This is a genomic window from Amycolatopsis keratiniphila subsp. keratiniphila (genome assembly GCF_001620365.2).
Lineage (GTDB): Bacteria > Actinomycetota > Actinomycetes > Mycobacteriales > Pseudonocardiaceae > Amycolatopsis > Amycolatopsis keratiniphila.
Map to the genome: position 1 here is coordinate 249362 of NZ_LQMT02000022.1, position 21463 is coordinate 270824.

20 protein-coding genes are annotated in these 21463 nt (G+C 66.9%); 6 read left to right on the forward strand and 14 right to left on the reverse strand.

Features of this window, described 5'->3' with window-relative positions; genetic code table 11:
• Positions 1-8: 8 nt before the first annotated feature.
• The 11 genes from AVR91_RS23705 to AVR91_RS42860 form a co-directional block, all read right to left on the reverse strand.
• Positions 9-1574: a replication initiator gene (locus tag AVR91_RS23705; RefSeq protein ID WP_063277334.1), complete on the reverse strand. Its 1566-nt coding sequence runs from the start codon at positions 1572-1574 to the stop codon at positions 9-11.
• A gap of 53 nt (positions 1575-1627) precedes the next feature.
• Positions 1628-2014 (reverse strand): hypothetical protein, encoded by a 387-nt coding sequence (locus AVR91_RS23710; protein ID WP_063277238.1) that lies wholly within the window; start codon positions 2012-2014, stop codon positions 1628-1630.
• The gene (locus AVR91_RS23715; protein WP_063277237.1) at positions 2011-3573 is read right to left on the reverse strand and encodes an FtsK/SpoIIIE domain-containing protein; all 1563 of its coding nucleotides are present in this window, start codon (positions 3571-3573) and stop codon (positions 2011-2013) included. Before AVR91_RS23715 ends, AVR91_RS23710 begins: the two co-directional genes overlap by 4 nt.
• A 308-nt stretch (positions 3574-3881) precedes the next feature.
• The gene (locus tag AVR91_RS23720) at positions 3882-4136 is read right to left on the reverse strand and encodes an AMED_5909 family protein (RefSeq protein ID WP_063277333.1); all 255 of its coding nucleotides are present in this window, start codon (positions 4134-4136) and stop codon (positions 3882-3884) included.
• Complete coding sequence (locus tag AVR91_RS23725) at positions 4114-4362, reverse strand: hypothetical protein (protein WP_063277236.1); 249 nt, start codon at positions 4360-4362, stop codon at positions 4114-4116. The genes AVR91_RS23720 and AVR91_RS23725 overlap by 23 nt, the downstream gene beginning before the upstream one ends.
• A gap of 294 nt (positions 4363-4656) precedes the next feature.
• The gene (locus tag AVR91_RS23730) at positions 4657-5118 is read right to left on the reverse strand and encodes a hypothetical protein (RefSeq protein WP_063277235.1); all 462 of its coding nucleotides are present in this window, start codon (positions 5116-5118) and stop codon (positions 4657-4659) included.
• A gap of 23 nt (positions 5119-5141) precedes the next feature.
• Positions 5142-5438 (reverse strand): hypothetical protein, encoded by a 297-nt coding sequence (locus AVR91_RS23735; protein ID WP_044854568.1) that lies wholly within the window; start codon positions 5436-5438, stop codon positions 5142-5144.
• A 105-nt stretch (positions 5439-5543) separates the two neighbouring features.
• The gene (locus AVR91_RS23740; protein ID WP_063277234.1) at positions 5544-6104 is read right to left on the reverse strand and encodes a flavoprotein; all 561 of its coding nucleotides are present in this window, start codon (positions 6102-6104) and stop codon (positions 5544-5546) included.
• 5 nt (positions 6105-6109) lie between these two features.
• Positions 6110-7348, reverse strand: a complete 1239-nt coding sequence (locus AVR91_RS23745; protein WP_063277233.1) for a helix-turn-helix domain-containing protein — start codon at positions 7346-7348, stop codon at positions 6110-6112.
• A gap of 67 nt (positions 7349-7415) precedes the next feature.
• Entirely contained in the window at positions 7416-8789 is a 1374-nt protein-coding gene (locus AVR91_RS23750; protein WP_211282762.1) for an ATP-binding protein, read from the reverse strand.
• Positions 8790-8999: 210 nt separating this feature from the next.
• The gene (locus AVR91_RS42860; RefSeq protein WP_143254073.1) at positions 9000-9725 is read right to left on the reverse strand and encodes a hypothetical protein; all 726 of its coding nucleotides are present in this window, start codon (positions 9723-9725) and stop codon (positions 9000-9002) included.
• A gap of 844 nt (positions 9726-10569) precedes the next feature.
• Between AVR91_RS42860 and AVR91_RS23755 the strand changes: the two genes are divergently transcribed.
• From AVR91_RS23755 to AVR91_RS23780, 6 genes are all read left to right on the forward strand, one after another.
• Entirely contained in the window at positions 10570-11772 is a 1203-nt protein-coding gene (locus AVR91_RS23755; RefSeq protein ID WP_063277231.1) for an efflux RND transporter periplasmic adaptor subunit, read from the forward strand.
• Positions 11769-12458, forward strand: coding sequence for an ABC transporter ATP-binding protein (locus AVR91_RS23760; RefSeq protein ID WP_063277230.1), 690 nt, complete (start codon positions 11769-11771; stop codon positions 12456-12458). Before AVR91_RS23755 ends, AVR91_RS23760 begins: the two co-directional genes overlap by 4 nt.
• Complete coding sequence (locus tag AVR91_RS23765; RefSeq protein ID WP_063277229.1) at positions 12455-13681, forward strand: ABC transporter permease; 1227 nt, start codon at positions 12455-12457, stop codon at positions 13679-13681. Before AVR91_RS23760 ends, AVR91_RS23765 begins: the two co-directional genes overlap by 4 nt.
• Positions 13682-13712: 31 nt before the next feature.
• Positions 13713-14525 carry a DUF5666 domain-containing protein gene (locus AVR91_RS23770; RefSeq protein ID WP_143254074.1) on the forward strand — a complete coding sequence of 271 codons (813 nt, stop codon included), beginning with the start codon at positions 13713-13715 and terminating at the stop codon, positions 14523-14525.
• A 2-nt stretch (positions 14526-14527) separates the two neighbouring features.
• Positions 14528-16189, forward strand: coding sequence for an efflux RND transporter periplasmic adaptor subunit (locus tag AVR91_RS23775; RefSeq protein WP_063277227.1), 1662 nt, complete (start codon positions 14528-14530; stop codon positions 16187-16189).
• Between the two features lie 923 nt (positions 16190-17112).
• Positions 17113-17910: a hypothetical protein gene (locus AVR91_RS23780; protein WP_063823227.1), complete on the forward strand. Its 798-nt coding sequence runs from the start codon at positions 17113-17115 to the stop codon at positions 17908-17910.
• A gap of 99 nt (positions 17911-18009) precedes the next feature.
• Here AVR91_RS23780 and AVR91_RS23785 read toward each other — a convergent pair whose 3' ends face one another.
• From AVR91_RS23785 to AVR91_RS23800, 3 genes are all read right to left on the reverse strand, one after another.
• Positions 18010-18978 carry a variant leucine-rich repeat-containing protein gene (locus AVR91_RS23785; protein WP_143254075.1) on the reverse strand — a complete coding sequence of 323 codons (969 nt, stop codon included), beginning with the start codon at positions 18976-18978 and terminating at the stop codon, positions 18010-18012.
• 121 nt (positions 18979-19099) lie between these two features.
• Positions 19100-19828, reverse strand: a complete 729-nt coding sequence (locus tag AVR91_RS23790; RefSeq protein WP_063277224.1) for a dienelactone hydrolase family protein — start codon at positions 19826-19828, stop codon at positions 19100-19102.
• Between the two features lie 411 nt (positions 19829-20239).
• Complete coding sequence (locus AVR91_RS23800; protein ID WP_063277223.1) at positions 20240-21451, reverse strand: amidohydrolase family protein; 1212 nt, start codon at positions 21449-21451, stop codon at positions 20240-20242.
• Between the last annotated feature and the right edge of the window lie 12 nt (positions 21452-21463).

The window sequence follows — 21463 nt, forward strand, 5'->3', positions numbered from 1 at the left end:
GATCCCCCTTAGGCCGCGAGTGGAGTTGCCGAAAGATTGGGTGGACTCTGTGCGGCTAGTAGTGCCTTGTCGTACTCGGCTTTCCAGGTGATCCGTTCGGAGATGGCGTGCATCACCAGGTGGTCCCGAGGTGGCACGGACGGGTCGCCGGAGTCGACCTTGCGCCAGACCAGCCGCGCCGGGTCCGGTGCCGGTTTCTCGATCCCGACCGCCGCCAGCGCTTGCAGGACGAACGCTTTCCGGTCCGCCTTGTGGTCGACGAGCGTCTTGCCGGACCACTTGCGCGACACCAGAACTCGCCGCCCAGGCAGGCCGAGCGTGGTCCGCCGATGCGCCCGTCCTTTGCAGTGCCCTGGCGTGGTCTTTCCGTTGGCACCCTTGGGATTGACGCCGTACAGCAGCCACACCGCGCAGCGAGGCGAACAGGGTGTCACCGACAGCTCAGCGTGCAACCGGTCGTGGTGATCGCGCTGCCTCTCCGTGTCGGCTTCGACCGCCTCACCGGTGGACTTGGTGAGGTACTTGGTCAGGTAGCCGATATGCCGCCCGGCTTCTTCGGTGCCGCCGAGGATGCCCTTGGAGTGCACCTGGCGGCCGAAGGTGACCACGTGCGCCGGGTGCTCTACGGCTTCTATCGCGTCGTCCCAGTCGGTCAGCGGTTCGCGGGTGTCCGGGTCAACGAAGACCCGACGGTCGCCGTCCCAGAGCGGCATCCGGTCGACGTAGACCACTTCGTCGTGCGCAGGCCACCAGACCTGGTGATAGGTCGCTTCCGTGACCTGTCGGATCACGTCATGCGGCACCGATCCCCGAATCGCCGCGTGGAGATGGGGTGCCGCACGTCGTTGGGGTTCGACGGTGGCGAAGTACTGCGCGTCCCAGCCGATTACGCGCCGCAGGTTCTGCCACCACCTGTCCACTAGGGCCGAGAAGTGCACCGCGTCCCGAGCGGCCCGCCGGTAGTCATAGGTCGAGGGGTCGACTGGGGCGCCGTCGGAGCGGACGGGGCCGTAGGTGTCGCAGGTGAGCGTGACGAACATCGACGGCCGGAACCGCCCCGCGTACTCCCGGCCCACGGTGGTCTTGGCGACCTTCCGGCGGGGAAGGTTCGGCGCGTCCTGCCGCCGCTTCGTCGACCGCTTCACCGCCTTCTTCGTGGGCAGGTCGATCGAGGGGAGACGGCCGCGCATCCCGAGTTGCCGAAGTTCTTCGTCGACTCCCTGGATCTCCTCCCGCAGCTCCTCCGCTTCGGCCTGGTCCGTCTCTTGCCGGTAGGCGGCGACGAGGTCAGCCCGGAACGCCAGTAGCTCCGTCTGGACCTCAGTCGGTGGCTCTGAGGTGAAGTCCGGTTCGGCGTCCATGTGCCAGCCCTCACGGCACTGGACTTGTCTGAGCGCCTTGGCCTTGCGAGCACAGGGCAGGCACACCGATTCGACGGTGGAGCCACACGGGACGGGGACGTAGCGGAGTTCGCCGGTGTCTGTGTCGCCGACTTCCATCGTGAACGGCCGGACACAGACCCCGTGCTTCTCAGCGGTCGCCTTGACCACGTCCGAGGCGAGGGGCTCCCGCATCCGGGCGGCCCGGGTTTTGGCCGGCGGGGTCACCGCGGCTTCCTTGGCGCTCGTCACGCTGCCACCTCCCCAGGCGTGTCCCATTGCCGCAGCACGAACACCGGCATCTCCTGCCGCATACCGGAAGGCAGGTCCGGGAACGTGGCTTCGTCGAACCAGACGCCGCCGTAGACCACCACGGGGATGCCGCAGGGAGTCCGGCCGCTGAGTTCCAGGTGCACCGACCCGCCGCCCGCAGGACGCCACAGCGATGCCGTCACGTCGTCGAGCGAGGCAGCCCAGGTGAGCAGTCCGCTGGCGACGTCCTCAAGACGGTCGGAGTCGAGTTGCACCGTGATCGGATCAGGACCCACCCCAACTCGGACCGAGGCGGCCGGAGGCAGGGCGAACGAGTCGAGGTGATCGCGGATCGCGTCGAGGAAGACCATCAGCCGGTTCATGCCGCCCTCCCCTCGGAGACGATGTGAGCGCCGCCGTTGGTCACGTAGGTCTCCAGGGCCTTGATCTCCTCGTCGGCGACCCACCCGGCACGGACGCGCAGGGGTTCGCGGACGCCTTCGCCCCAGACGTAGCCGACACCGGCTTCGGAATCGCCGATCCGGTTCGCCCACGCGCCCCGTTCGTACGCGCCGTCGCCGAGCACCATCCCGACGTGGGTCTTCGAGGTCACCCGCAGACACACGCGGCGCGGGAACAGCTCACGAACCGGGACGGTGTCCTTGGTGGGTTCCTGGACGTAGCCGCGCACCGTGATTCCCAAGGCCCGGCCCTGCGTGGTGAGGAGCGCGACCTTCTCCACGATCGCGTCACGGGTCTTGCGGTCGGTGTACTTGGTCAGCGCGCCGATCTCGTCGAACTCCAGAACCTCTAGCGGGTGCTCGACGCTGATCGGGATCATGCGCACGCGTCCGGCGAACTCGTGCTTGCGGGCTTCCATCTCCTCAAGCAGGCCGTCGAGGAGTTCGAGCGCCTGCTTGCCGGTCACCGCGTACCGGGCGAAGATCCCGCGCCCGTAGGCGAGTTCCATCCCCTTGGGATCGATACCGGACACCCGGACCACACCGGACCGGATCGCGGGTGCGGCCGACACCAGCGGGCACCACATCACCGAGTTCTTGCCCGATCCGGTCGCGCCAGCGGTCAGGCAGTGCGCGCCCGAGCCGACCAGCGGAATCCGCCAGTCCGAGCCGTACTCCGTAGTCCCGGACCACACATGCCGCAGATCCACGCCGAGCCCATCGGGTGCCACCAGGTCAGGAACCGGCAGCGAGGTCACCGCGGACTTGAGTAGGTCACGGCGCTGGAAGTCGATGGAGACCACGTTGGGCTCCAGCTCCCGCACCTGGCATCGCTTGACCTTGCGCGCCACCGCCAGCGCCCGCGCGGCCTCGTCGAAGTCCTCGGGCTTCTGCCCCGGAACGAGTTGCACCCGCACCTCATCCCACGACGGCCCAGACCGGACCTTGAGCACTTTCGGTACCTGCACAGCGCGAGACGCCGACGCCGCCTTGCGGGAGAGCAGACGTCGACGGCCGACCAGGTTCACCGTCACTTCCACCGGCAGCGTCTCGTCCCGGATGCTCAGCCCGCAGGCGTGCAGCCAGGCCGGGAGCTTGCGCGCGTAGACCGCCCAGCGCATCCACCACGAGCGCAGAAGCCGCCCGCAGTACTGGTCATAGGACACAACATCGATCAGCCGCCACATCACCAGCACGGCGACAACCGAGGCCGTCACGATCGCCAGGGACAGCCAGCCGAGCCACTGCCACCACGTCACGAGCGCCACCACGGCGAGGCTGGTCCGCCAGCGCGTGACGACTTGCTTCCCCAGCCACAACAACGATTTCAGCAGCCACCAGAGGGCGATGAACACCAGTGCGGCCGCCGCCAGGACTTCCAAGATTGTGGCGAGCGCGCGACCGATCTTGTGCAGCAGCCACACCACCACACCGAGTACTCCGCCGCCGACGAGAAGGACACCGATCCCGTTCGCGTTCATCGGCGACCACCGCCGGTCAGATCCAGCGGCAGCATTCCCCGGCAGGGAGCACATTCCTTCTCACCGGGCAGCAGCTTGGCGAACCGCTTACAGAGTGCGCAGCGCGTTCGGGTGACCCCGTCTAGCGGACGCTTGTTGCCATCGTTTAGCGTTGTCATTGTTCACTTCCAGAGGTTGTGGACAGCGCAGGAGCGGCAAGGTTGGTAGCCGGATTCCGCTTCTGCGCCTTACAGGACAAGAAAAGCGTTTGAGGACGTGTTTGTACGCCGCACGTCCCCACGTGCGTTTTTCGCTCTGTCATTCAGTCTCTAGCTGGCTTGCGACTTCTCCTTCTGGATCTGGGCGGCCACCTCCTCCGCCTTGCGCTCCTCATAGCCCACCCAGTAACGGAGTTCGTGGTGGTGACCTCGGTCCACATCGGACACGGCGCGATACATGCGCGCGTTCTCCCTGTGGAATTTCAGCCACGTCGACAGGTTCGAACCGGGTTTCGGGCGACGAGCGGAAGCAACGGCGTGTGCGTCCGCCAGCGTCTGCGGCTCATTCCGGCCGGGCGTTGTCATCACGCACCGCCTTGTGCTTGTCGAGAAACACGGCCAGTTCGTCCGCGCTGTCGCGGACTTGGCGAAGGAGCCGGATGAATTCCGGCCACGCGGCCGGGTCGGACGGCGGCAGGATCGCCAGGCTGTCCGGATCGAGGTAGATCACCAGGGCCGGGTTCGCCGAACCATTGCCCTGCATCCCCGCGACCGCCTGCGGCCCCGGCTTCCACATCGCGTTGAACGCCACGGCCCTGCTCCTCCTCACTGTGAGCGCGGATCTCCCACGACCGCGCGTTCTCCTCGAATCCCTCAGCCGCCGCTGTCACGGCCGCGAGCACCCACCACGGCAACTGGCTTTCCGAAGCGAGGTCCCGCCAGGCCGACGCCACCGCGAAGGAAGCAACGGCTAGGTCATGCGCCGCTACGGAGTCGACCGCGTGCGCCCTCAGTGCGCTGTAGTGGTGGTAGGCCATCTCCCACGCCTGGACTAGGTGCGGAGGAACCACGGCCACACGGTGGCTCCCCGGCACCCCGCCCGGCATCACGCAGCCTTGGGCGTCGACTCAGCGGAACCCGAGGCCCGGCCCGACTTCGACGCCCCGCCAGCGGCCGCAGCCTTGAAGCCGGTCGCGCGGAACGTATACGACTGGTACTTGAACTCGCCCTGACCAGCCACCTTCGGCTCAGCCGTCAGGCCCTCCAGTTCGATCGGCCGCATACCCGGCAGCACCTCCGACGTCGTCGGCACCGGCTGCACATCGGCCAACAGCGTGATCTCGAACGACGCGCGCTTCGCCTTGACCTCGTCCGGGTCGGTCACGGTGACCTTCCACTGACGCTTGCCCGTCACCTCGTCGACCCGCTGCCGAGCCGGACGACCAGCGGCCTGGTCCTCGCGCGACTGGTACTCGTTGTCCGGCGACACCTCGCCGACCATGACCAAGCCCTGTCCGAATGCCTCGTCGAAGTCGATGGGGAACCGGAAACCCTTGTAGATAGCCATTTGTTGCTCCTAGGTGCGTGTGATCAGTCGTTCTTGCGCGTGACGGTTTCGTCGGCAGCGTCGGACCATTGGTCATGGAAGGAGGAGGAATGCGAGCGCGTGCGGTGCTGGGTTTCGCACCACTCGCTGAACTCGCTGGCAGCGGCCGCGAGACTCTGCGCGAACCGTGCGGTGTCCATCAGGCCGCCGATACGGGCGGGCACCTGGACGATGAAGGAGGTTTCTTCGCTTCCGGCGACGAGCTGACGAACGCCAGGAGATGGTGAAACCACCGCCGCGCCGTAGCCGACGAGGGGCTGAATCACCACGTGAATGCCCATGTGTGCTCTCCCGGTGTCTCGGTCTCGGCGAGCCCGGTCGGGCGCGCTGGACACAGGAGACACCCAGTGAGGAGCCTCACCCCGGACAAACTGTCCGGGTAGGGACTAGCGGGGAAGAGGAACGGCCTCGTTCACTGCGGAAAGCACCGCTGACCAGGGCAGCTCACGGCCCGGAGCGCTCCGCGGTTCGTGTAGCGGCCAGACGTCGTCCCCGTACACGAGACGCACGCCAGCACGCCGAAGCGCGTCGATGTGGGTTTCCCAGGACGGGTGACGAGCATGCGCGGCGTTCACGCGCGGGAAGACGACGACCGGCAGGTTGAGCGTGCCGATGGCCTCGTTGACCTGCGTCAGGGCCTGATTGTCGGCGATGCCCATCGCGAGCTTGGCGACCATGTTCGCCGAGGCGGGCGCGACCAGGTAGCAGTCCGGGGCCGGATGCGGGCTGGTTTCGGCCGGCGAGCGAGGCTCGACCCGGGCCGGGAACCCAGTGGCCTCCTCGATCTCGGCGCGGCCGCCGTTCTCGTCCAGCCACCGGCCCGCAGTCGGGGTCAAGGTCACCGCGACCGTCCAGCCGTCCGCCTGGAGAGGCCGGATCACGCGCGGAAGAAGGTCCTCAACACCACCAGCACCCGAGCCCACCAGGCCCAGAACACGCGACGCCACCCGACCTACCTCACCGCGCCGCAGCGCTCAGCCAACGCCAACAACGGCGAGGACTTCTTACCAGCCGTCGCCGGAGCACGGCGATACATCGACCGCACGACCTCCCGCACCGCCGTACTGTGCCGGACGATCCCCGGCGCTTTCTGCTCCGCCGTGAGCAGCGCCGACAACGCCTCGTCATCCTTCGCGACCAGGCTCAACGCCCGCGCGAAGTCGATCAGGTGTGTGACCTGGCGTTCCACGGGGAGGTGGTCGACGCTGATTCTGGGAGCCGACTCGATCACCTGCGAAATGTCGCCCAGATCCAGGGCCGCCGACAGGCGGTGTAGCTCGACGTTGGCCGGGCCGAACCCGGTCTGCCAGTGGTTGGCGTCCACGCCGAGCTGATCAGCCGCGCGGCCCGCGTGAGACAGCAGTTCGTTGGCCGTCGAGCGGTCCTGTTGCCGAGCAGCGGCGACGGCCGTCCGTAGGTAGAGCATCCCGTAGAGACTCAACGCTGCCGGATCACCATCGCGCATCCTCGGGACCAGCCACTTCGCGGCCACGTCACCCAGCTCAAGCGCATCGTCGAACCGGCCGACCGCCAGCAGAGCGTGAGTGCCGGAACGGGCAGCCGAAGCCAGCACCAGCGGATCATCAGCTTCGTCGGCTGCCTGCATGGCGCGCTCTGCCGCGATCCACGCGAGGTCGGCTTCACCGATCTTGCTCAGCGTCGTCGCGGCCAGGTGGTGAACGCGGGCCGACACCGCAGCACAGGCCCGCCTGTAGGCCGCGTCATCGGCCGAGGCGGACTCCATGCCCTGACTGGTCTTGATCAGGCCCGGCAGCGCGGCCACGACACGGCCGAGATCGCCCTTCTGATAGCTGGACCAGGCACCCTCCACCAGCTGAGCCACCGGGACCGGGTCGATGTACTCGGGCGACATGGCCGAAGAGAACAGCGTGCGGGACAGACGACGGGGTGCCATGAGCGCGTCTCGGATGGCCGGGACGTCGTCGTTCTTGTCCTCATCCTCCATCAGCACCGGTTCGCCAAGGAGATCTCCCAGCGTCACCCGCAGGCCCCGCGCTACGTCGGCCAGCACATCCAGCCGCCGGATCTCACGTTCACCGCGCTCGATCTTGCTCAGCCAATCCTCAGACCGGCCCACCAAGTCAGCAAGAACCGCCTGCGACAGACCACGCCGCCGCCGGTAGAAGGCAATACGCTCCCCGATGCTGAGCTGATCACCCGCACCACGCATACCCCCACACTAACAGCGACGAGTCCGTCGTGTCGGCAGCTGATCAGCCCGACTCTGTATAGTCACATCAGGATATATCTCCTGTATATTTGCGCCATGCGGCTGCCCCGCCCCCTTTGCCGGGGACTCGTTCTATCTGTTTCCGGTCAGCCAACCTAATGAAGATAAACTTCACCTTGTTTTCGGAGCCGATCCCGGTAAGCTCGCGGACTCTTTTGTTGGTGATTTCCGGGAAGTTCTCCAAATATTCCATGATCATTTGCTCGGGCGAGGCGAGTCTTTGATGGCGCACTTCGACCACGACCGAGTGGTCGGTTTCGCGAATGACTGGGTCCTTCAGCTTAAGCTTCTTCATGGCGGCAAATGCAGTGTTCAATCCCTCGCCAACATCCTTGTTGGGGGGATCCGGAAACCTGTTTATCCATCTAACGATGTTGCCATTACGCGAGTAGCGTTCGCGGAGAATATTTTGCGCGGTGATATGCGCAGGAAGTCTTCCGGGGCTTTCGATCTCAACTCGATTGTCGAAGATTCGAATGTGCACGTCATCGGCAACGCCGTAGTCGCGATGCAAAACTGCGTTAGTAATAATTTCATGGAGTGTCTCAATCGGGTATTTGATCTGTTCAAGTCCCGATGAGCCTAGATACTGAATCTCTTCGATGACTTCAATTACTTTGGCGACGGCACCATAGATTTGGCGATACGCCCCGCCTTCGATGGTGATGGGATTGAAGGCAAGGTTTTCTCGCGACCCCTCGGCATCAGTCGTCTTGTAGCGGTATACCTTGATTGCGGAGCGTTTTGGAAGTGCCGCCTGGGGTTCGTCACTAAATAGAAGTATGGCTGCGACGGTTGGCTTCTCGTCGTCTATGAGGAGTTGTTTGCGAAGGAAGTTGTAAGGCTCGACTATCGGGACGAGCGAAAGCATAAATTCGATCATTGCTTCCGAGTTGGTAACAAAGTCGAGAGGAGCCTTAACGGTTTCGGTCTCGAACGAAGTGATGCCCTTGTTGCGCCTCAGGATGTCAAGAGCTTCTTCTGTCTTGACTGCAATGTTTTGTGCACCTCGCCGGACGTAAGGATGTCCATCCGTTGCGCGTTTGATATCTCGCGACTTTTGAATATTGACATGCAGAACGTAGCCGTCTCGGCCGGATTCCCGCTGCAAGAATTCGTACGAGAAGTACTGCCCCAGAGGGAATATCGATTCAAATGCCTGAATGTGACCGTTGGCGTCTTCGGTCCTGCTGAACCCGCGCCAGGTCCTACGGTCGCGGTCGGAGGACTCGTCGACGCCAATATAGAGTTCACCGCCATCTGCATTGGCGAAAGCTGAGATTGACTTGCTTAGTTTGGCGGGCGCGACTTCGATGGCCTTCAAATCTGCGAAGTGGCCTTCGTCTAGGTCTAGTATCTTCTTGATTTCGTCCGCGCTCACAGATGCAATTCGAATCGACACCCATGTATTATGTCAGTAAATGTGTGCTTTGTCACGTGGATCGCGCATAATGATGTGTCAGTTTGGTTCTCATGGAGACAAGCTACGTGTCCATGATTGCCGAACTTGGCTCTATGGGATCAAGATGGGCGCGAGCGCGCCCGCGCAGGATTCGCCAGCCGCCGCTCCGCTCTGGCCGGCGCCCCTGCGCTAGGGCGAGTCGCCCTCCGCGGCCGCTCCAGCGGACCGCAACGTTTCGATGCACAGTCGACCAAAGTCTGTGACTACCCACGGTATGCCGTCCCAGGCGAGGCCTCCGGCATCTGGCCTTGTTATGAGTCCCTGTTGGGACAGACGGGCCACGACATGGTCTATTACCGATTCAGCTTCCGGAAACTCTTCAGCGATGGCATGGTGATGTGAGTTGTCATCCGTACGAAGTATGTGCCACGTGCCGCCTGAGGTGTGCATTCGTTCGAGAACTTTGACATCGATCGGATCGAGGCTAGCCAGGGTCGACACAATCCGAAGAGACTCGTCCACTTTCGCGTCATCGGTAGCTAGTACACCGGTAGCGAGGGCGCGACCAAGAGCGCAGATGGTCGCGGAGTCGCTAGACAGCGCAGCTGCCTGAACTGCGCGCCCGACGATCTCCAGTCGGCGGTCATCCTCGGATGCAATCTCGATTAGCTCCTCGAAGCTCCTGTTTGCGAACTTGGCAGCGGCGTCTACTGCTTCCTGAGTCCGCCCGAGTCGCCGACGAATCACGCGTTCGAGAGCTTTTGCTCCGTCGGTTAGCAGTGGAGATGTGGCACCAGCTACAAGCGCGCCGATCGGTCCGAAGAGCAGGGTTCCAACAAGGCCGAGTGTCGCGGCGCTCACGCCTCCGGCTGTCCTTGCCACAAGGTCCTTCGGCTCCTCGGGCTCGTTGGTCATTTCGTTGCTCTCCCAGCCGTAGCGCCCGGCTGCCTTCTTGGCCAGGTGTCTAGCTGGCTGTGTCCGCCGGGAAGTTTGAGGGAAGGTCGTTCGTCGATCGGCGGACGTTACGTCTTGTCGGTGTCTCCTCCACCCCGACGCCTGATCGTGACAACGGCCGGTAACGCCGCGTCAAGGCTGGAAAGCGTGCCTTGACCCGACGCCACCGGCCGCGTGCTGGCTTCGTATCGGGATGAAGGGGGAGATGCGGGCAGTAGAATGGCGTCACGCGAACGTGCGCGAGACCAGGGCGAGAAGCATGATCATCTCCCCGGTTTATCCCCGGGAAACGACCGCAGACGACACCTAACGATCACGGACCATGATCGTTAGCAGTCAGAGTTCGTGCAGGTGAGGGTAGTTGTCGGCAGCTGATGGCAGACGTCCGCAGACCCCGCCCAAGATTCCGTAGGTTCTGGGTTCGAGCCCCAGGCGGCCCACTCGTTCCACATCCCTGTCGGGATGTCGATTTTCTATGGCGCGTGCACCTCGGCGTTGATCGCGATCGGGTTCCGTTTCGTCTCTGTTCGTCCTGCTGCGGCTCTGTTGTGTGCCTGCGTGGGCATGCGCCGAAACGACCGCGCGGCTGGTCATTTGTCCTCGAACGTGGGCTCGACATCATCCTCGGTCACCGTGACATCCAGCTCCCGACGGTGATGCCTTGACCTCGCGCTGTGTACCGAGCGCGGTCTCCCCGCCCATACACAGGTTGCTCACAGGTGACTCGAAGGATCCCGACAGCTTCGTTGACGACTGTCGTGCATCCAGGGTTCGCCGTGCCACGTTGAGCGCGAGGAGTAATTGGGTGCGTTCTTGGTTTTCCCGCAAGAAGAAGCGATGGCTGGTGGTAGCTGTCGCGGTGGTTCTCGCGGCGGGTGGTGCGGGGGCGTGGTTGCTTCTCACCCCTTCGGAGGGCGCCGCGGAGATGATGACGGCGACCGCCTCGGTCGGTAGCCAACGACAGACGGTCTCGGCATCGGGCACCATCGAACCGGCCGATCGGGCCGACCTCTCGTTCACCGTCAGCGGGAAGGTCGTCAGCGTCGACGTCGCGGAGGGAGACACCGTCACCGAGGGGCAAATGCTCGCGACCATCGACGATGCGTTGCTCCAGGCCACTGTGGACGCCGCGCAGTCCTCGCTCGACGCAGCCAAGGCCCAGCTCGACGAGGACACGGCCGATGGCGCCTCGGACAACCGGATCGCCGCCGACAGGGCAGGCATCGTACGGGCGGAGAGCGAGCTGTCCTCGGCGCAGTCGTCACTCAAGCAAGCTCAGCTCCGCGCCCCTATCGCGGGAACGGTCGCCTCGCTCGATCTGAGGGTCGGCGACGAGGTCTCCGCCGGGAGCGGGCCGACCAACGGGGCGAACGGCGGCTCGGACACGGACGCCACGGGCAAGGAACCGGCCCCCCGCTCGTCCGGCGCGGCTCAGGGCTCCACGGCCGCCACCGGCTCTTCGGCTCAGGTCACCATCGTGTCGACCAACCGTTTCGTCGTCGAGGCGAACGTGGGGAGCTCGGCCGTCGCGAGCGTCAAGGCCGGCCTGCAGGCCGAGATCACGCCGGTCGGCGCGACCAAGGCGGTGTACGGCACGGTGAAATCGGTGGGCAAGGTCGCCTCCGCGGACAGTTCCGGCGCGGCCGCGTTCCCGGTCACGATCGAGGTCACGGGGGAGCGCGACGACCTCTACGCCGGATCGTCGGCCACTGTCTCGATCATCGTCAAACAGCGCAACGACGTGCTGACCGTGCCGAGCCAGGCCCTGCACAACGAAGGGACCGCGACGTACGTCAATCGGGTCGTCAACGGCGAACGCGTACGCACCGACGTCGAGATCGGTACCGCCTACGGAGCTCAGACCGAGGTCGTTTCCGGCCTTTCCGAGGGCGACGAGGTGGAGATCACCGGCTTCACCCGCACACCAGGTGGTGGCGGCGAGCGCCAGGTTCAGCGCGGCGGTCAGCTCCCCGGTGGTGCGCGGTTCCCGGGCGGTGGGGGCCGATGACCGCGCCGATCATCGAGATGGAGGACGTGCGCAAGACCTACGCCACCGGTGCGGTCGAGGTCCAGGCGGTGCGCGGGGTATCTGTCCGGATCGAGTCCGGTGAGTACGTCGCGATCATCGGGCCGTCCGGATCGGGCAAGTCGACGTTGATGCACATCCTCGGCTGTCTCGACGTGCCGACCTCCGGTGTCTACCGGCTGGCGGGCGAGGACGTCGGGGACCTGTCCGAAAGCCGGCTGGCGCTCATCCGCAACCGGCGAATCGGTTTCGTCTTCCAGCAGTACAACCTGCTGCCGAGCATGACGGCCTGCCGCAACGTCGAGCTACCACTGGCGTATGCGGGCGTGCCTGCCGCGGAACGGCGCGAACGCGCGGTGCGTGCGCTGGAACGAGTCGGTCTCGGTGAACGCTTCGAGCATCGCCCGGGCGAGTTGTCCGGCGGTCAGCAACAGCGTGTCGCCGTGGCCCGTGCACTGGTGACCGACCCGGCGCTGATCCTCGCCGACGAGCCGACCGGGAACCTCGACTCCTCCTCCACGGCCGACGTGCTCGGCTTGTTCGCCGAGCTCCACGCGGCGGGTCGCACGATCGTGTTGATCACGCACGAGCAAGACGTTGCCGAGCAGGCCGAGCGCACGCTGGTCATCCGCGACGGCGTCCTGTCGGACCGGGTGCCGGCCTCATGAACTGGACAGAGACTTTCCGAAGTGGCATCGAGGCGATCCGCTCCCGACGGCTCCGCTCGGTGCTGACGATGCTGGGCGTCGTCATCGGCATCGCCTCGGTCATCTTGACCGTCGGCCTCGGCCTCGGTGCCCAGGAGGAGGTGCGCAAGCAGATCGACGCGCTGGGCAGCAACCTGCTGATCGTGTCGCCGGGCAGCAGCACCTCCCAGTCGGGAGCGCGGGGCGGGTTCGGCTCCGCGTCGACGCTCACCCTCGACGACGCGAACGCCATGGCCGCGGAGTCGGTGGCACCGGATGTCGCCGCCGTCGCGCCGGTCGTCACGAGCTCGTTGTCGCTTACTGCCGGCACCACGAACTGGACGACGAGCATGGTGGGGACCACGACCTCGTGGCAGTCGGTGCGCAACAGGGCACTGTCCTCGGGCCGGTTCTTCAACCAGGACGAGGTCGACGGGGCCGCCGGCGTCGTCGTGCTCGGCGCGGACACCGCGAGCGAACTGTTCGCCGTCGGCAACCCGATCGGCCAGCGGGTCACCGTGGGCGGCACGATGATGACCGTCATCGGGGTCCTGGAGGCCGGTGGCGGATCGTCGAGCACGTCCAGCGACGACGACATGGCCGTCGTTCCGATCGGCACGGCCAAGCGGGTGTCAGGCTCGGCCACCGCGTCGGTGTCCACGATCTACGTGCAGGCCGACTCGGCCGAGTCGTTGAGCGCCGCGCACCAGGAGATCACCTCGTTGCTGCTGAACCTGCACGACGTCGACGCCGCGCTCGCCGACTTCTCCATCTCGACCCAGGAGTCGCTGCTGGAGACGGCGAACGCGACCAACGAGACCCTGACGATCCTGCTCGGTGGCGTCGCCGCGATCTCGTTGCTCGTCGGCGGGCTCGGTGTCATGAACATCATGCTCGTCGCGGTCACCGAGAGGGTCAGGGAAATCGGCCTGCGCAAGGCGCTCGGCGCCACGCCGCGGGCGATCCGCCGCCAGTTCCTCGTCGAGGCCGGTGTGCTCGGTGCCGTCGGTGGCGTTGTCGGTATCGGCGTCGGCGTCGGCGGCGCCTACGTCCTTCCCAGCCTGATCGATCAGCCGGTGAGCGTGTCACTGGCCGCGACTCTCGCCGCGCTCGGCGTCGCACTCGCGATCGGGCTCGGCTTCGGCGTCTACCCGGCCGGCCGCGCCGCCCGTCTCACTCCGATCGACGCGCTGCGCAGCGAATGAGCACTTTCCCCCACGAAGAGAGACCGATTCCATGATTCGTATCCAGCATGTGCTTCTGGCCGCCACCACGACCGTGATCCTGACGGTCACCGCGTGCGGCTCGGACGACTCCGGCGCCGCCGGCCAGGGCACCGAGCAGGGCGCGGCCGGCCAGGGAAACCGGGGCGGCGGTCCTGGCGACGGCAGGGGAGTCCCCGGTGCCACCGGGAAGATCGCCGCCATCTCCGGTGCCATGATGCAGGTGCAGAACGCGCAGAACGGGCAAGTCTCGGTCACCTACACCGACACGACCACGTTCACCCAGCAGGTCACGGCGACGCTCGCCGATCTGAAGGTCGAGGACTGCGTCCGGGTCACGGCCGAGGCGCCGGTGAACGACTCCGGTGATTCGGTGACGGCCGCGACGGTCTCGATCAGCAAGCCGGTCGACGGAGCGTGTGGAACGCGAGGCTCGGGCCGGGGCACGCCGAGCGGCGGAATGGCGCCGCCCAGCAGGGAACGACCGTCGATGCCCAGCGGTGCGCCGTCAGCGCCGGGTGGGCGTGACCGAGGGCAACTCGGCGGTACCTTCGGGAAGGTCACCGCCGTCACCGCCAACGGCTTCACAGTCGAGTCGACCGTCCCGGGATCGCAGGACACAAGGACGGTCGCAGCCACGGTGTCCGCCGGAACCACCTGGAAGACCAACGCCGCCGCAACCGCGGCGGCCCTCGAGGTCGGCCGCTGTGTGACGGCCACCGGGAAACCCGACGACACCGGGGCCGTGACCGCTACCGACATCACCATCACCGACCCCGTGGACGGCGAATGCGCCGGCATGTTCGGGCGAGGCGGAGGATCCTGATCATGCGTTCGCTACTCAGCTCCCGCGTGGCGCGATGGGTCGTCGCCGTGGTCGCGGTGGGACTCGTCGGCGCGGTCGGCGCGGTCAGTGCCGCCGACGGCGACACCTCCACGCAGTACCGGCTCGCCACCGCGAGCACCGGCGACGTCCAGCAGACCGTGTCCACCAGCGGGACGGTCGACCTCGTCAACCGGGCGGACGTCACGTTCGGGATCGACGGCACGCTCGCCGACCTGGTCGTCGCGGTGGGCGACCACGTCACGGCCGGGCAGCCGCTGGGCGCCCTGGACACCAAAGCCCTGCAGGCCGCGGTGGATGCCGCCGAGGCCGAACTCGCCGATGCGACAGCCGCAATCGAGGCCGACGAGCAGGAGCAGGTGAACACCGCCCAGGAAGCCGTAAAGGCCGAGTCCGCGACCAACCCATCGACGGCCCAGTCCGGCGCGACGGCCTCCGCACAACGGTCCGGCCAGCCTGCCGACTCCGCGCGCGCCGACCTGGCCGCCCAGGTGACGAAGCAACAGCAGGCCGTGCGCACGGCTCAGACCACGGCCACCGAGGCCATCACCGCGGCGAAGTCGGCGTTGGCCACGCAGACCGAGAAGTGCGCCGACGCCTACCAGCCGGGCTCCGCAGCGCCCACCGAACCCACCGCGTCCGAACCGGCCACAGTCGGACCGTCGGCTCGGAACGCCGCTTGCGCGGAAGCGCTCAACGCCGTGACAGCCGCGCAGGACGCGGTCTCCAAGGCCCAGAGCGCTTTGCAAAGCACCATCAACGATCTGGCCGGATCGCTCGACCGGGCCGTGGCCGAGGCGCAGAAGTCCACGAGCTCCTCCGGCGCCGCCCAGCCCAGCAGCAGCGATGCTGAACGTAGCGGGAACCAGACGCAAAACGGTGGCCAGTCCCAGAACGGTGTCGCGACCTCCGGTTCCTCCAGCGCCGGAGGCATCGCGGCCGGCCAAGCGCGAATCGACCGCGCCAAAGCGGACCTGATGGCGGCCGAGCAGTCCCTCGCCCACGCGAACCTGACCGCGCCGATCGCGGGCGAGGTGGCGTCGGTCGAAATGACCGAAGGTGGCAAAGTGACCGCGGGCGACACCGCGGTCGTGCTGATCGGCAGCGGCGCCGCCGTGATCGAGACGACGGTCCCCGTGGAGCGGATCAGCGACATCGACGTAGGCATGGAAGCCACGGTGACCCCGTCCGGCGCGAACGAAAAAGTCGCGGGCAAGGTGACACGCATCGGCCGTCTACCCGACACCGCGTCCGACTCGGTCGCGTACCCGGTGACCGTGACCGTCGACCAGCCCACCGTCACGATGCCGGCCGGGAGCACGGCGAGCGTGTCCATCGCGGTGTCCACCATCGCCAACGTGGTCACCGTACCGACATCGGCCCTGACCCGTGGCGGCCGCGACACGGTCACCGTGTACGCAGACGGCCAGACCTCCACGAGACAAGTCACCGTCGGCGCAGTCGGCCCCCTCCGCACCGAGATCCAGAAAGGCCTGACAGCCGGCGAACAAGTGGTCCTGGCTGATCTCGACAAATCCCTGCCCAGCGCCAAGGAGCCCGCAGGCGGCGGCCCGGGTCGCGGCCCAGGCGGCGGTCTCGGTGGCGTACCCGGAGGCGGGCCCATGGGACGTCCGGCCGGCCGGTGATCCCGTGCCAGGGAAACGAAAAGACTCGGTCCCCGGCCACCGGTCGGCACCCGCAGTGGTTGCACCGTTCGCCAGTCACGCGGCGTAACGGGATCCCGTTGGCCGACCAGACGATCTGCGGCAGGGGAGCAGTCGGCTGCCGGGAGAGCCCGCGCGCCTGCCGGCGACGGGTGCTGCCGAAAGGACGGGCACGTCGCCTCCGATTGGGCTCCGTCGCCGACGTAGAGCCCGGCACGAGTCGGCACCGGGACGGCACTCGTCCCCGACGAAGGCTGGGCGTTGACCCGCACAAACTGCCAGTATTCGACACTGAACGTCAGTAGGTGGCATGGCTGGGCTGCTGACGTTCGATCCGCGGGTTCTGGGTTCGAGCCCCAGGTTGCCCACTCTTCGACATGCCCGCCGGCCGGCGGGCATGTTCTCGTCTGTGGATCTCGCGGTCGTCGGCGTGATCTCGGCCGGGCTCGGTGTTGAGCGGGTGCTTCGGCCCGGGGGCGTTCCCTTTCGTTGGGGGCTGTTGTGGCTCGTCTGCCCGCGTCGTCGAGGACGAGGCGGTTGGTTTGAAACGCTTGCGCAGACTTCCGCTGTTGCCGGTGATGTCGTGCTGCTCATGTTCGAACGGGTCAGGGAGTGTGGTGACGAATCCGGTCGGTTCGGTCTCGGCTCCCGCTCCGAGCTGGGCCCCGGGGAAGCGGCGATGTGGTGCCGGAACGAGGACCTCGACACCCTGGCCGTGACCGTGAAGCGAAGCCACAGCGAGGCCCGGAGCGTTGCCGCGGATGGTCGAAACCTGACGCTTCGCCGCACTGCCTGGCAAGCGGCAGTTTTGGCCAGAAGGGGTCACAACCGCGCCGCATTCTGTGACACTTTGACGGGCTGTGTCCCGTTGTGACAGTGCGAGAAGGGAATCTGCTGTGTCCGGAATGCTCAACAGACGCAAGGCGCTCGCTCTCGGTGGTGGTGCCGCGCTCGGCGCCATGGTCGCCGGTGCCGGTACGGCTTCCGCCGCGACGGGATGGATCCGGCTGCCGATCGTCACCGCCAACATCGGCCGCGACAACCTCGGGGCGCGCGAGGCCGCGATCGACGCCGTCCGCAACTGTGACTCCCTGGTGCGGCCTCTGGTCGGCTGGCAGGAGATCAACGAGGGCGACACCGGTGAGCCCGCGATGATCGACCACTACTTCGGGCCCCTGTACAAAAACGCGTTCCTGCGGCACAACACGTCGTTCCGGATCCCGATCTCGATCCCGCAGCCGTGGGAGGTGGCGAGCTCGAAGACCACGTATGTACACGGCGGCATCACCGGGGTGACCCCGCCGCGCTGGATCAACGAGGTCGTGGTGCGCCACCAGAGCCACCCGACGCTCCAGTTCGCGCTGATCAACTCGCACTACATCGCGAACGCGTACAACGGCGACCAGCGCGCCGACCTGCGCGACGAGTGGAACGAGCACAAGAGGATCCACGCCAGTCGCGTGCTCGCGCACCACAACGTCGGGCGCCTGGTCTTCTGGACCGCGGATACCAACAACCCGAACTACTACAAGGCCACCAGCCTGGAATCGGAGCGCCGGTGCTTCGGCACCGGGATCGACCGCATCAACTGGCTGGCGGGCAACGGTGTCGTCCAGGAGCAGTTCATCGACACCAAGACCGTGGACATGCGCGTGGACGGGCATGACGCCCGGGTCGCCGTGTTCCAGGTCCGCCTGGCCTGACGGCACGCACGGGCCGGGCGGCGCCCCGTCCGGCCCGTGATCCGCCGGTTTCGGGGGCGACTCGGTCCGGCCAGCCGCCATGAGCATCGTCGGCTTCATTCACTCGCCCGAAGATCGCTTCCCCACCATGACGATGTCAACGATCAGGCGCTCCATCACTTCGACCGGGAGTGACGGGTTGGCGGCCGCGCACCCGGCCAGCCCCGGGTCTTCCACGAGTCCGATCAGGACGTCGGCCGGCAGGTTCGGGTGCGCCGCGGCCCACCGTCGCGCGACATCGTCCCCGAGGCAGAGCAGCAGGGTTTCCCCGCGCGTGTTCGGGTGTTCGGCGACCGCGCGGTAGGTCCGGCGTGCGGTGGCGTTGCGTGCCATGTGATGCAGCAGGTCCGGGTCGCAGTTGGGGTTCGTCGCGAGCCTGCGGTACAGGCTCGGCCCGTGCCGTTCGGCGAGTGCCCACAGCCGGTCCGCCGACAGCGCGGGGTGTGGCGCGATTCCTTTGGCGACACGGATGTCGTCGTCCGTCACGAGCAGTTCGAAGACGTCCGCGGGCAACGCGGTGCGCTCGGCGACCAGCATGCGGACCCGTGCGGACGGCGATGCCGCGAGAAGACGCAGTTCGTCGTCTGTCGCCGTCGTGACACGAGGCACCAGGTTCGGCCCGATCCGGATCGAGTCTGCCAAGTGGGTGAGGACGTCCAGCGGGACGGACGGATTGTGCGCGACGCTTCGCCGAACGTCCTCGTGCTCGTCGTTCGCCAGTCCGCGCAGGATCGGCGCCGACACCACGGCGGGATTGGCGGCGAGATCCGCACGGACACCGGGGACGGGATCGGCGGCCAGCCGCTCGTGGATCTCGCCGGGCAGGTCCGGACGACCGGCGAGGGTCCACCGGACCAGCGCGCTGTCGTGGTCCGGCAACGCGAGCACCTCGTCCGGAGGTGTGGCCGGATCGGCTGCCCGCGCGACGTCCGGATCGACGTCGTGCCAGGTCGTGTCCGGTGGCGTCGCCTCAGGCCGAGCGGGCAGGAGCGCGCGCAGGTGACCGGGCAAAGCCGGGTTCGTCCTCAAGCCGCACAAGATGTCTCGGGCTCGTTCGTCCACTCCGCACTCCGGTCGGATCGTCGCGGTTCCGCTCAAGATACGGTCTGAGGCCGCGGCGGCACGGCCCGTCCCGCCGCGGCCCCGGACCTCACCTCAGGTGCCGGGCGAGGAACCGGCCCGCGGCTTCCCCCGCGAACCAGGGGACGCCCGTGTGCCCGCCCATGTTGGCGTTCAACGTCTTCTCCTTGGAACCGAAGGCGTCGAACAGATCCAGCGCCTGCCGCCGGTCGTTTCCTTCGTCGTCCCACTGCAGCAGGACATGCAGCGGGATGGTGACCTGCCTGGCTTCTTCGAGGATGCTGCGCGGCACATAGCTCCCGGCGAACAGGACGGCGGCTTCGAGGCGTGGTTCGACCACCGCCAGCCGGGTGCCGATGGCGATCACCCCGCCCGAAAGCCCGACCGGGCCGCGGATCCCGGGCAGCGCGAGGAGTGCGTCGAGGGTGGTCCGCCATTCCGGGACGGCCGTTTCGACCAGCGGGAGGACGAGCCGGTCGATGATGTCGTCGGTGACCGGCTCGCCGGCCTTCAGCACGCGCCGCAGATCGGCGCGGGCCTCGTCGACGACGGGGAACCGCGGCCGGTCACCGGCTCCGGGGAGTTCGATGGCGGCCGAGGCGTAGCCCTCCGCCGCGCAACCCAGGGCCCTGGCCACGAGCCGCGGGTGCATCCCGCCCAGCCCGCCGGGGTGGCCCATCAGGATCAGCGGGACCGGCGCCGCGGATTCCGGCGTCCACAGGATGCCGGGGATCTCGCCGAGGGTGAATTCGCGCTCCAAGACCCCGTTTTCGAGGTGCTTTTCGGAAGTGAAGTGCATGGTCGTGCCTTTCGGGAGTGCTCGTGAAACGGCGCTCCCGGACGACCTATCGCCCGACCGTGACCCCTGAGGGGAGCACCCATGTCTCGATGTTCACGGGTACCACCTCCTCGTTCGCTCGCACGGCCTCCGGCAAGGTAGCAGCGGCCGCGATCGGACGCCAACGCGTTATTGAGGGGTAACGACTCAAGGTCGCCTTCGCGTGTCCGGTTTGGGTGTTCATGTGGGGGTCGTGAGTGATATTGGCCGTTCTAACGTTCTTTATCACTCACGACCCCGCCTCGGAACCGGACATATCAGGATCAATCAGCTAGCCAATCGGCTTTGAATGTCCCTTGTGGACACTCGGAGACCTCTTGGTCGATCCGAACCTGCGCGACAGGGCTCACAGCACGACACGTTTGCCTTGCCTCAATAACCCACCACCGAAAGCCCGTCCGCCACGACGACGCCGTCGTGCAGCACCGTGCGGTCCTTGCCGCGGTCCATCACCGCGCTCGTCGGCGTCTCGCCGTCCACCAGCACAAGGTCGGCGCGGTCGCCGACGGCCACGCCCGGACGGTCGGCGATGCCCGCCAGCCGCGGCACGTCGTGGCTCATGATCGACGCGCCGCCCATCGTGGCGACGGCCAGCGCCATCTCGATCAGGTCGTCGCGGCGGAAGCCGTTCGTGAAGGCGAGTTGCCACGTGCGGTCGAGCAGGTCGCAGTTGCCGTACGGGCTCCAGTAGTCCCGCTGTCCGTCCTCTCCGAGGCCGACGCGCACGCCCGCGGTCGTGAGGTCCGCGAGCGACAGCTGGCCGTCGGTCGACGGCGCGACGGTCGCCATCGCGATGTCCAGTTCCGCGAACGTGTCGATCAGGCGACGGCTCACCGATTCCGAGATCGAGCCCAGTTCGTACGCGTGCGACATGGTGACCTTGCCGCGCATGTCCAGCGCGCGGACCCGCTCGATCACCAGATCGGTGGAGAACACGCCGAGGTGTCCGGGTTCGTGCAGGTGGATGTCGACCTCGACGCCGTACTTCTCGGCGAGCCCGAACACGACGTCGAGATGCCCCTTGGGGTCCTTGTCCAGCGAGCACGGGTCGATCCCGCCGACGACCGTGGCGCCCGAGCGCAGCGACGCCTCCAGCACGTCCACGGTGCCGGGTTCGCGCAGGATCCCGGCCTGCGGGAACGCCATGATCTCGACATCCGCGTGCTTGGCGAAGCGCTCTTTCGCGGCGAGGACGGCGTCGAGCTTCTCGAGCCGGCAATCGACGTCCACCTGCGCGTAGGTGCGCACGCGGGTGGTGCCGTTGGCGATCATCCGCTCCAGCGTCCCGGCGACGCGTTCGGGCAGCGGGACCTCGGCGTTCCGCCAGTTCTCGCGGTCGTTCAGCATCATCGCCCACACGCCCGGCGCGCCGGTGTGCGGCCGGAACGGCAGGCCGATCCGCGTCGAGTCCAGGTGGACGTGCACGTCGCTGAAGGACGGGAACAGCAGCCGCCCGCGCCCGTCGACGGTGTCCGGCGCCGTCGCGGCGGCGGGATCGTGCGGCCGTACCGCGGTGATCCGGCCATCGGCCACTTCGACGTCGCTGCGCTGTCCACCCCAGGGGCGGACGTCACGGATCAACAAGGGAGCACCTTT

What these genes read in the sequence shown, in the direction of transcription:
- AVR91_RS23705 (WP_063277334.1), bottom strand. Translation starts at nt 1,574, where the DNA reads ATGCGGGAGCCCCTCGCCTCGGACGTGGTCAAGGCGACCGCTGAGAAG.
- AVR91_RS23710 (WP_063277238.1), bottom strand. Translation starts at nt 2,014, where the DNA reads ATGAACCGGCTGATGGTCTTCCTCGACGCGATCCGCGATCACCTCGAC.
- AVR91_RS23715 (WP_063277237.1), bottom strand. Translation starts at nt 3,573, where the DNA reads ATGAACGCGAACGGGATCGGTGTCCTTCTCGTCGGCGGCGGAGTACTC.
- AVR91_RS23720 (WP_063277333.1), bottom strand. Translation starts at nt 4,136, where the DNA reads ATGACAACGCCCGGCCGGAATGAGCCGCAGACGCTGGCGGACGCACAC.
- AVR91_RS23730 (WP_063277235.1), bottom strand. Translation starts at nt 5,118, where the DNA reads ATGGCTATCTACAAGGGTTTCCGGTTCCCCATCGACTTCGACGAGGCA.
- AVR91_RS23735 (WP_044854568.1), bottom strand. Translation starts at nt 5,438, where the DNA reads ATGGGCATTCACGTGGTGATTCAGCCCCTCGTCGGCTACGGCGCGGCG.
- AVR91_RS23745 (WP_063277233.1), bottom strand. Translation starts at nt 7,348, where the DNA reads ATGCGTGGTGCGGGTGATCAGCTCAGCATCGGGGAGCGTATTGCCTTC.
- AVR91_RS42860 (WP_143254073.1), bottom strand. Translation starts at nt 9,725, where the DNA reads ATGACCAACGAGCCCGAGGAGCCGAAGGACCTTGTGGCAAGGACAGCC.
- AVR91_RS23760 (WP_063277230.1), top strand. Translation starts at nt 11,769, where the DNA reads ATGACCGCGCCGATCATCGAGATGGAGGACGTGCGCAAGACCTACGCC.
- AVR91_RS23765 (WP_063277229.1), top strand. Translation starts at nt 12,455, where the DNA reads ATGAACTGGACAGAGACTTTCCGAAGTGGCATCGAGGCGATCCGCTCC.
- AVR91_RS23770 (WP_143254074.1), top strand. Translation starts at nt 13,713, where the DNA reads ATGATTCGTATCCAGCATGTGCTTCTGGCCGCCACCACGACCGTGATC.
- AVR91_RS23775 (WP_063277227.1), top strand. Translation starts at nt 14,528, where the DNA reads ATGCGTTCGCTACTCAGCTCCCGCGTGGCGCGATGGGTCGTCGCCGTG.
- AVR91_RS23780 (WP_063823227.1), top strand. Translation starts at nt 17,113, where the DNA reads ATGCTCAACAGACGCAAGGCGCTCGCTCTCGGTGGTGGTGCCGCGCTC.
- AVR91_RS23790 (WP_063277224.1), bottom strand. Translation starts at nt 19,828, where the DNA reads ATGCACTTCACTTCCGAAAAGCACCTCGAAAACGGGGTCTTGGAGCGC.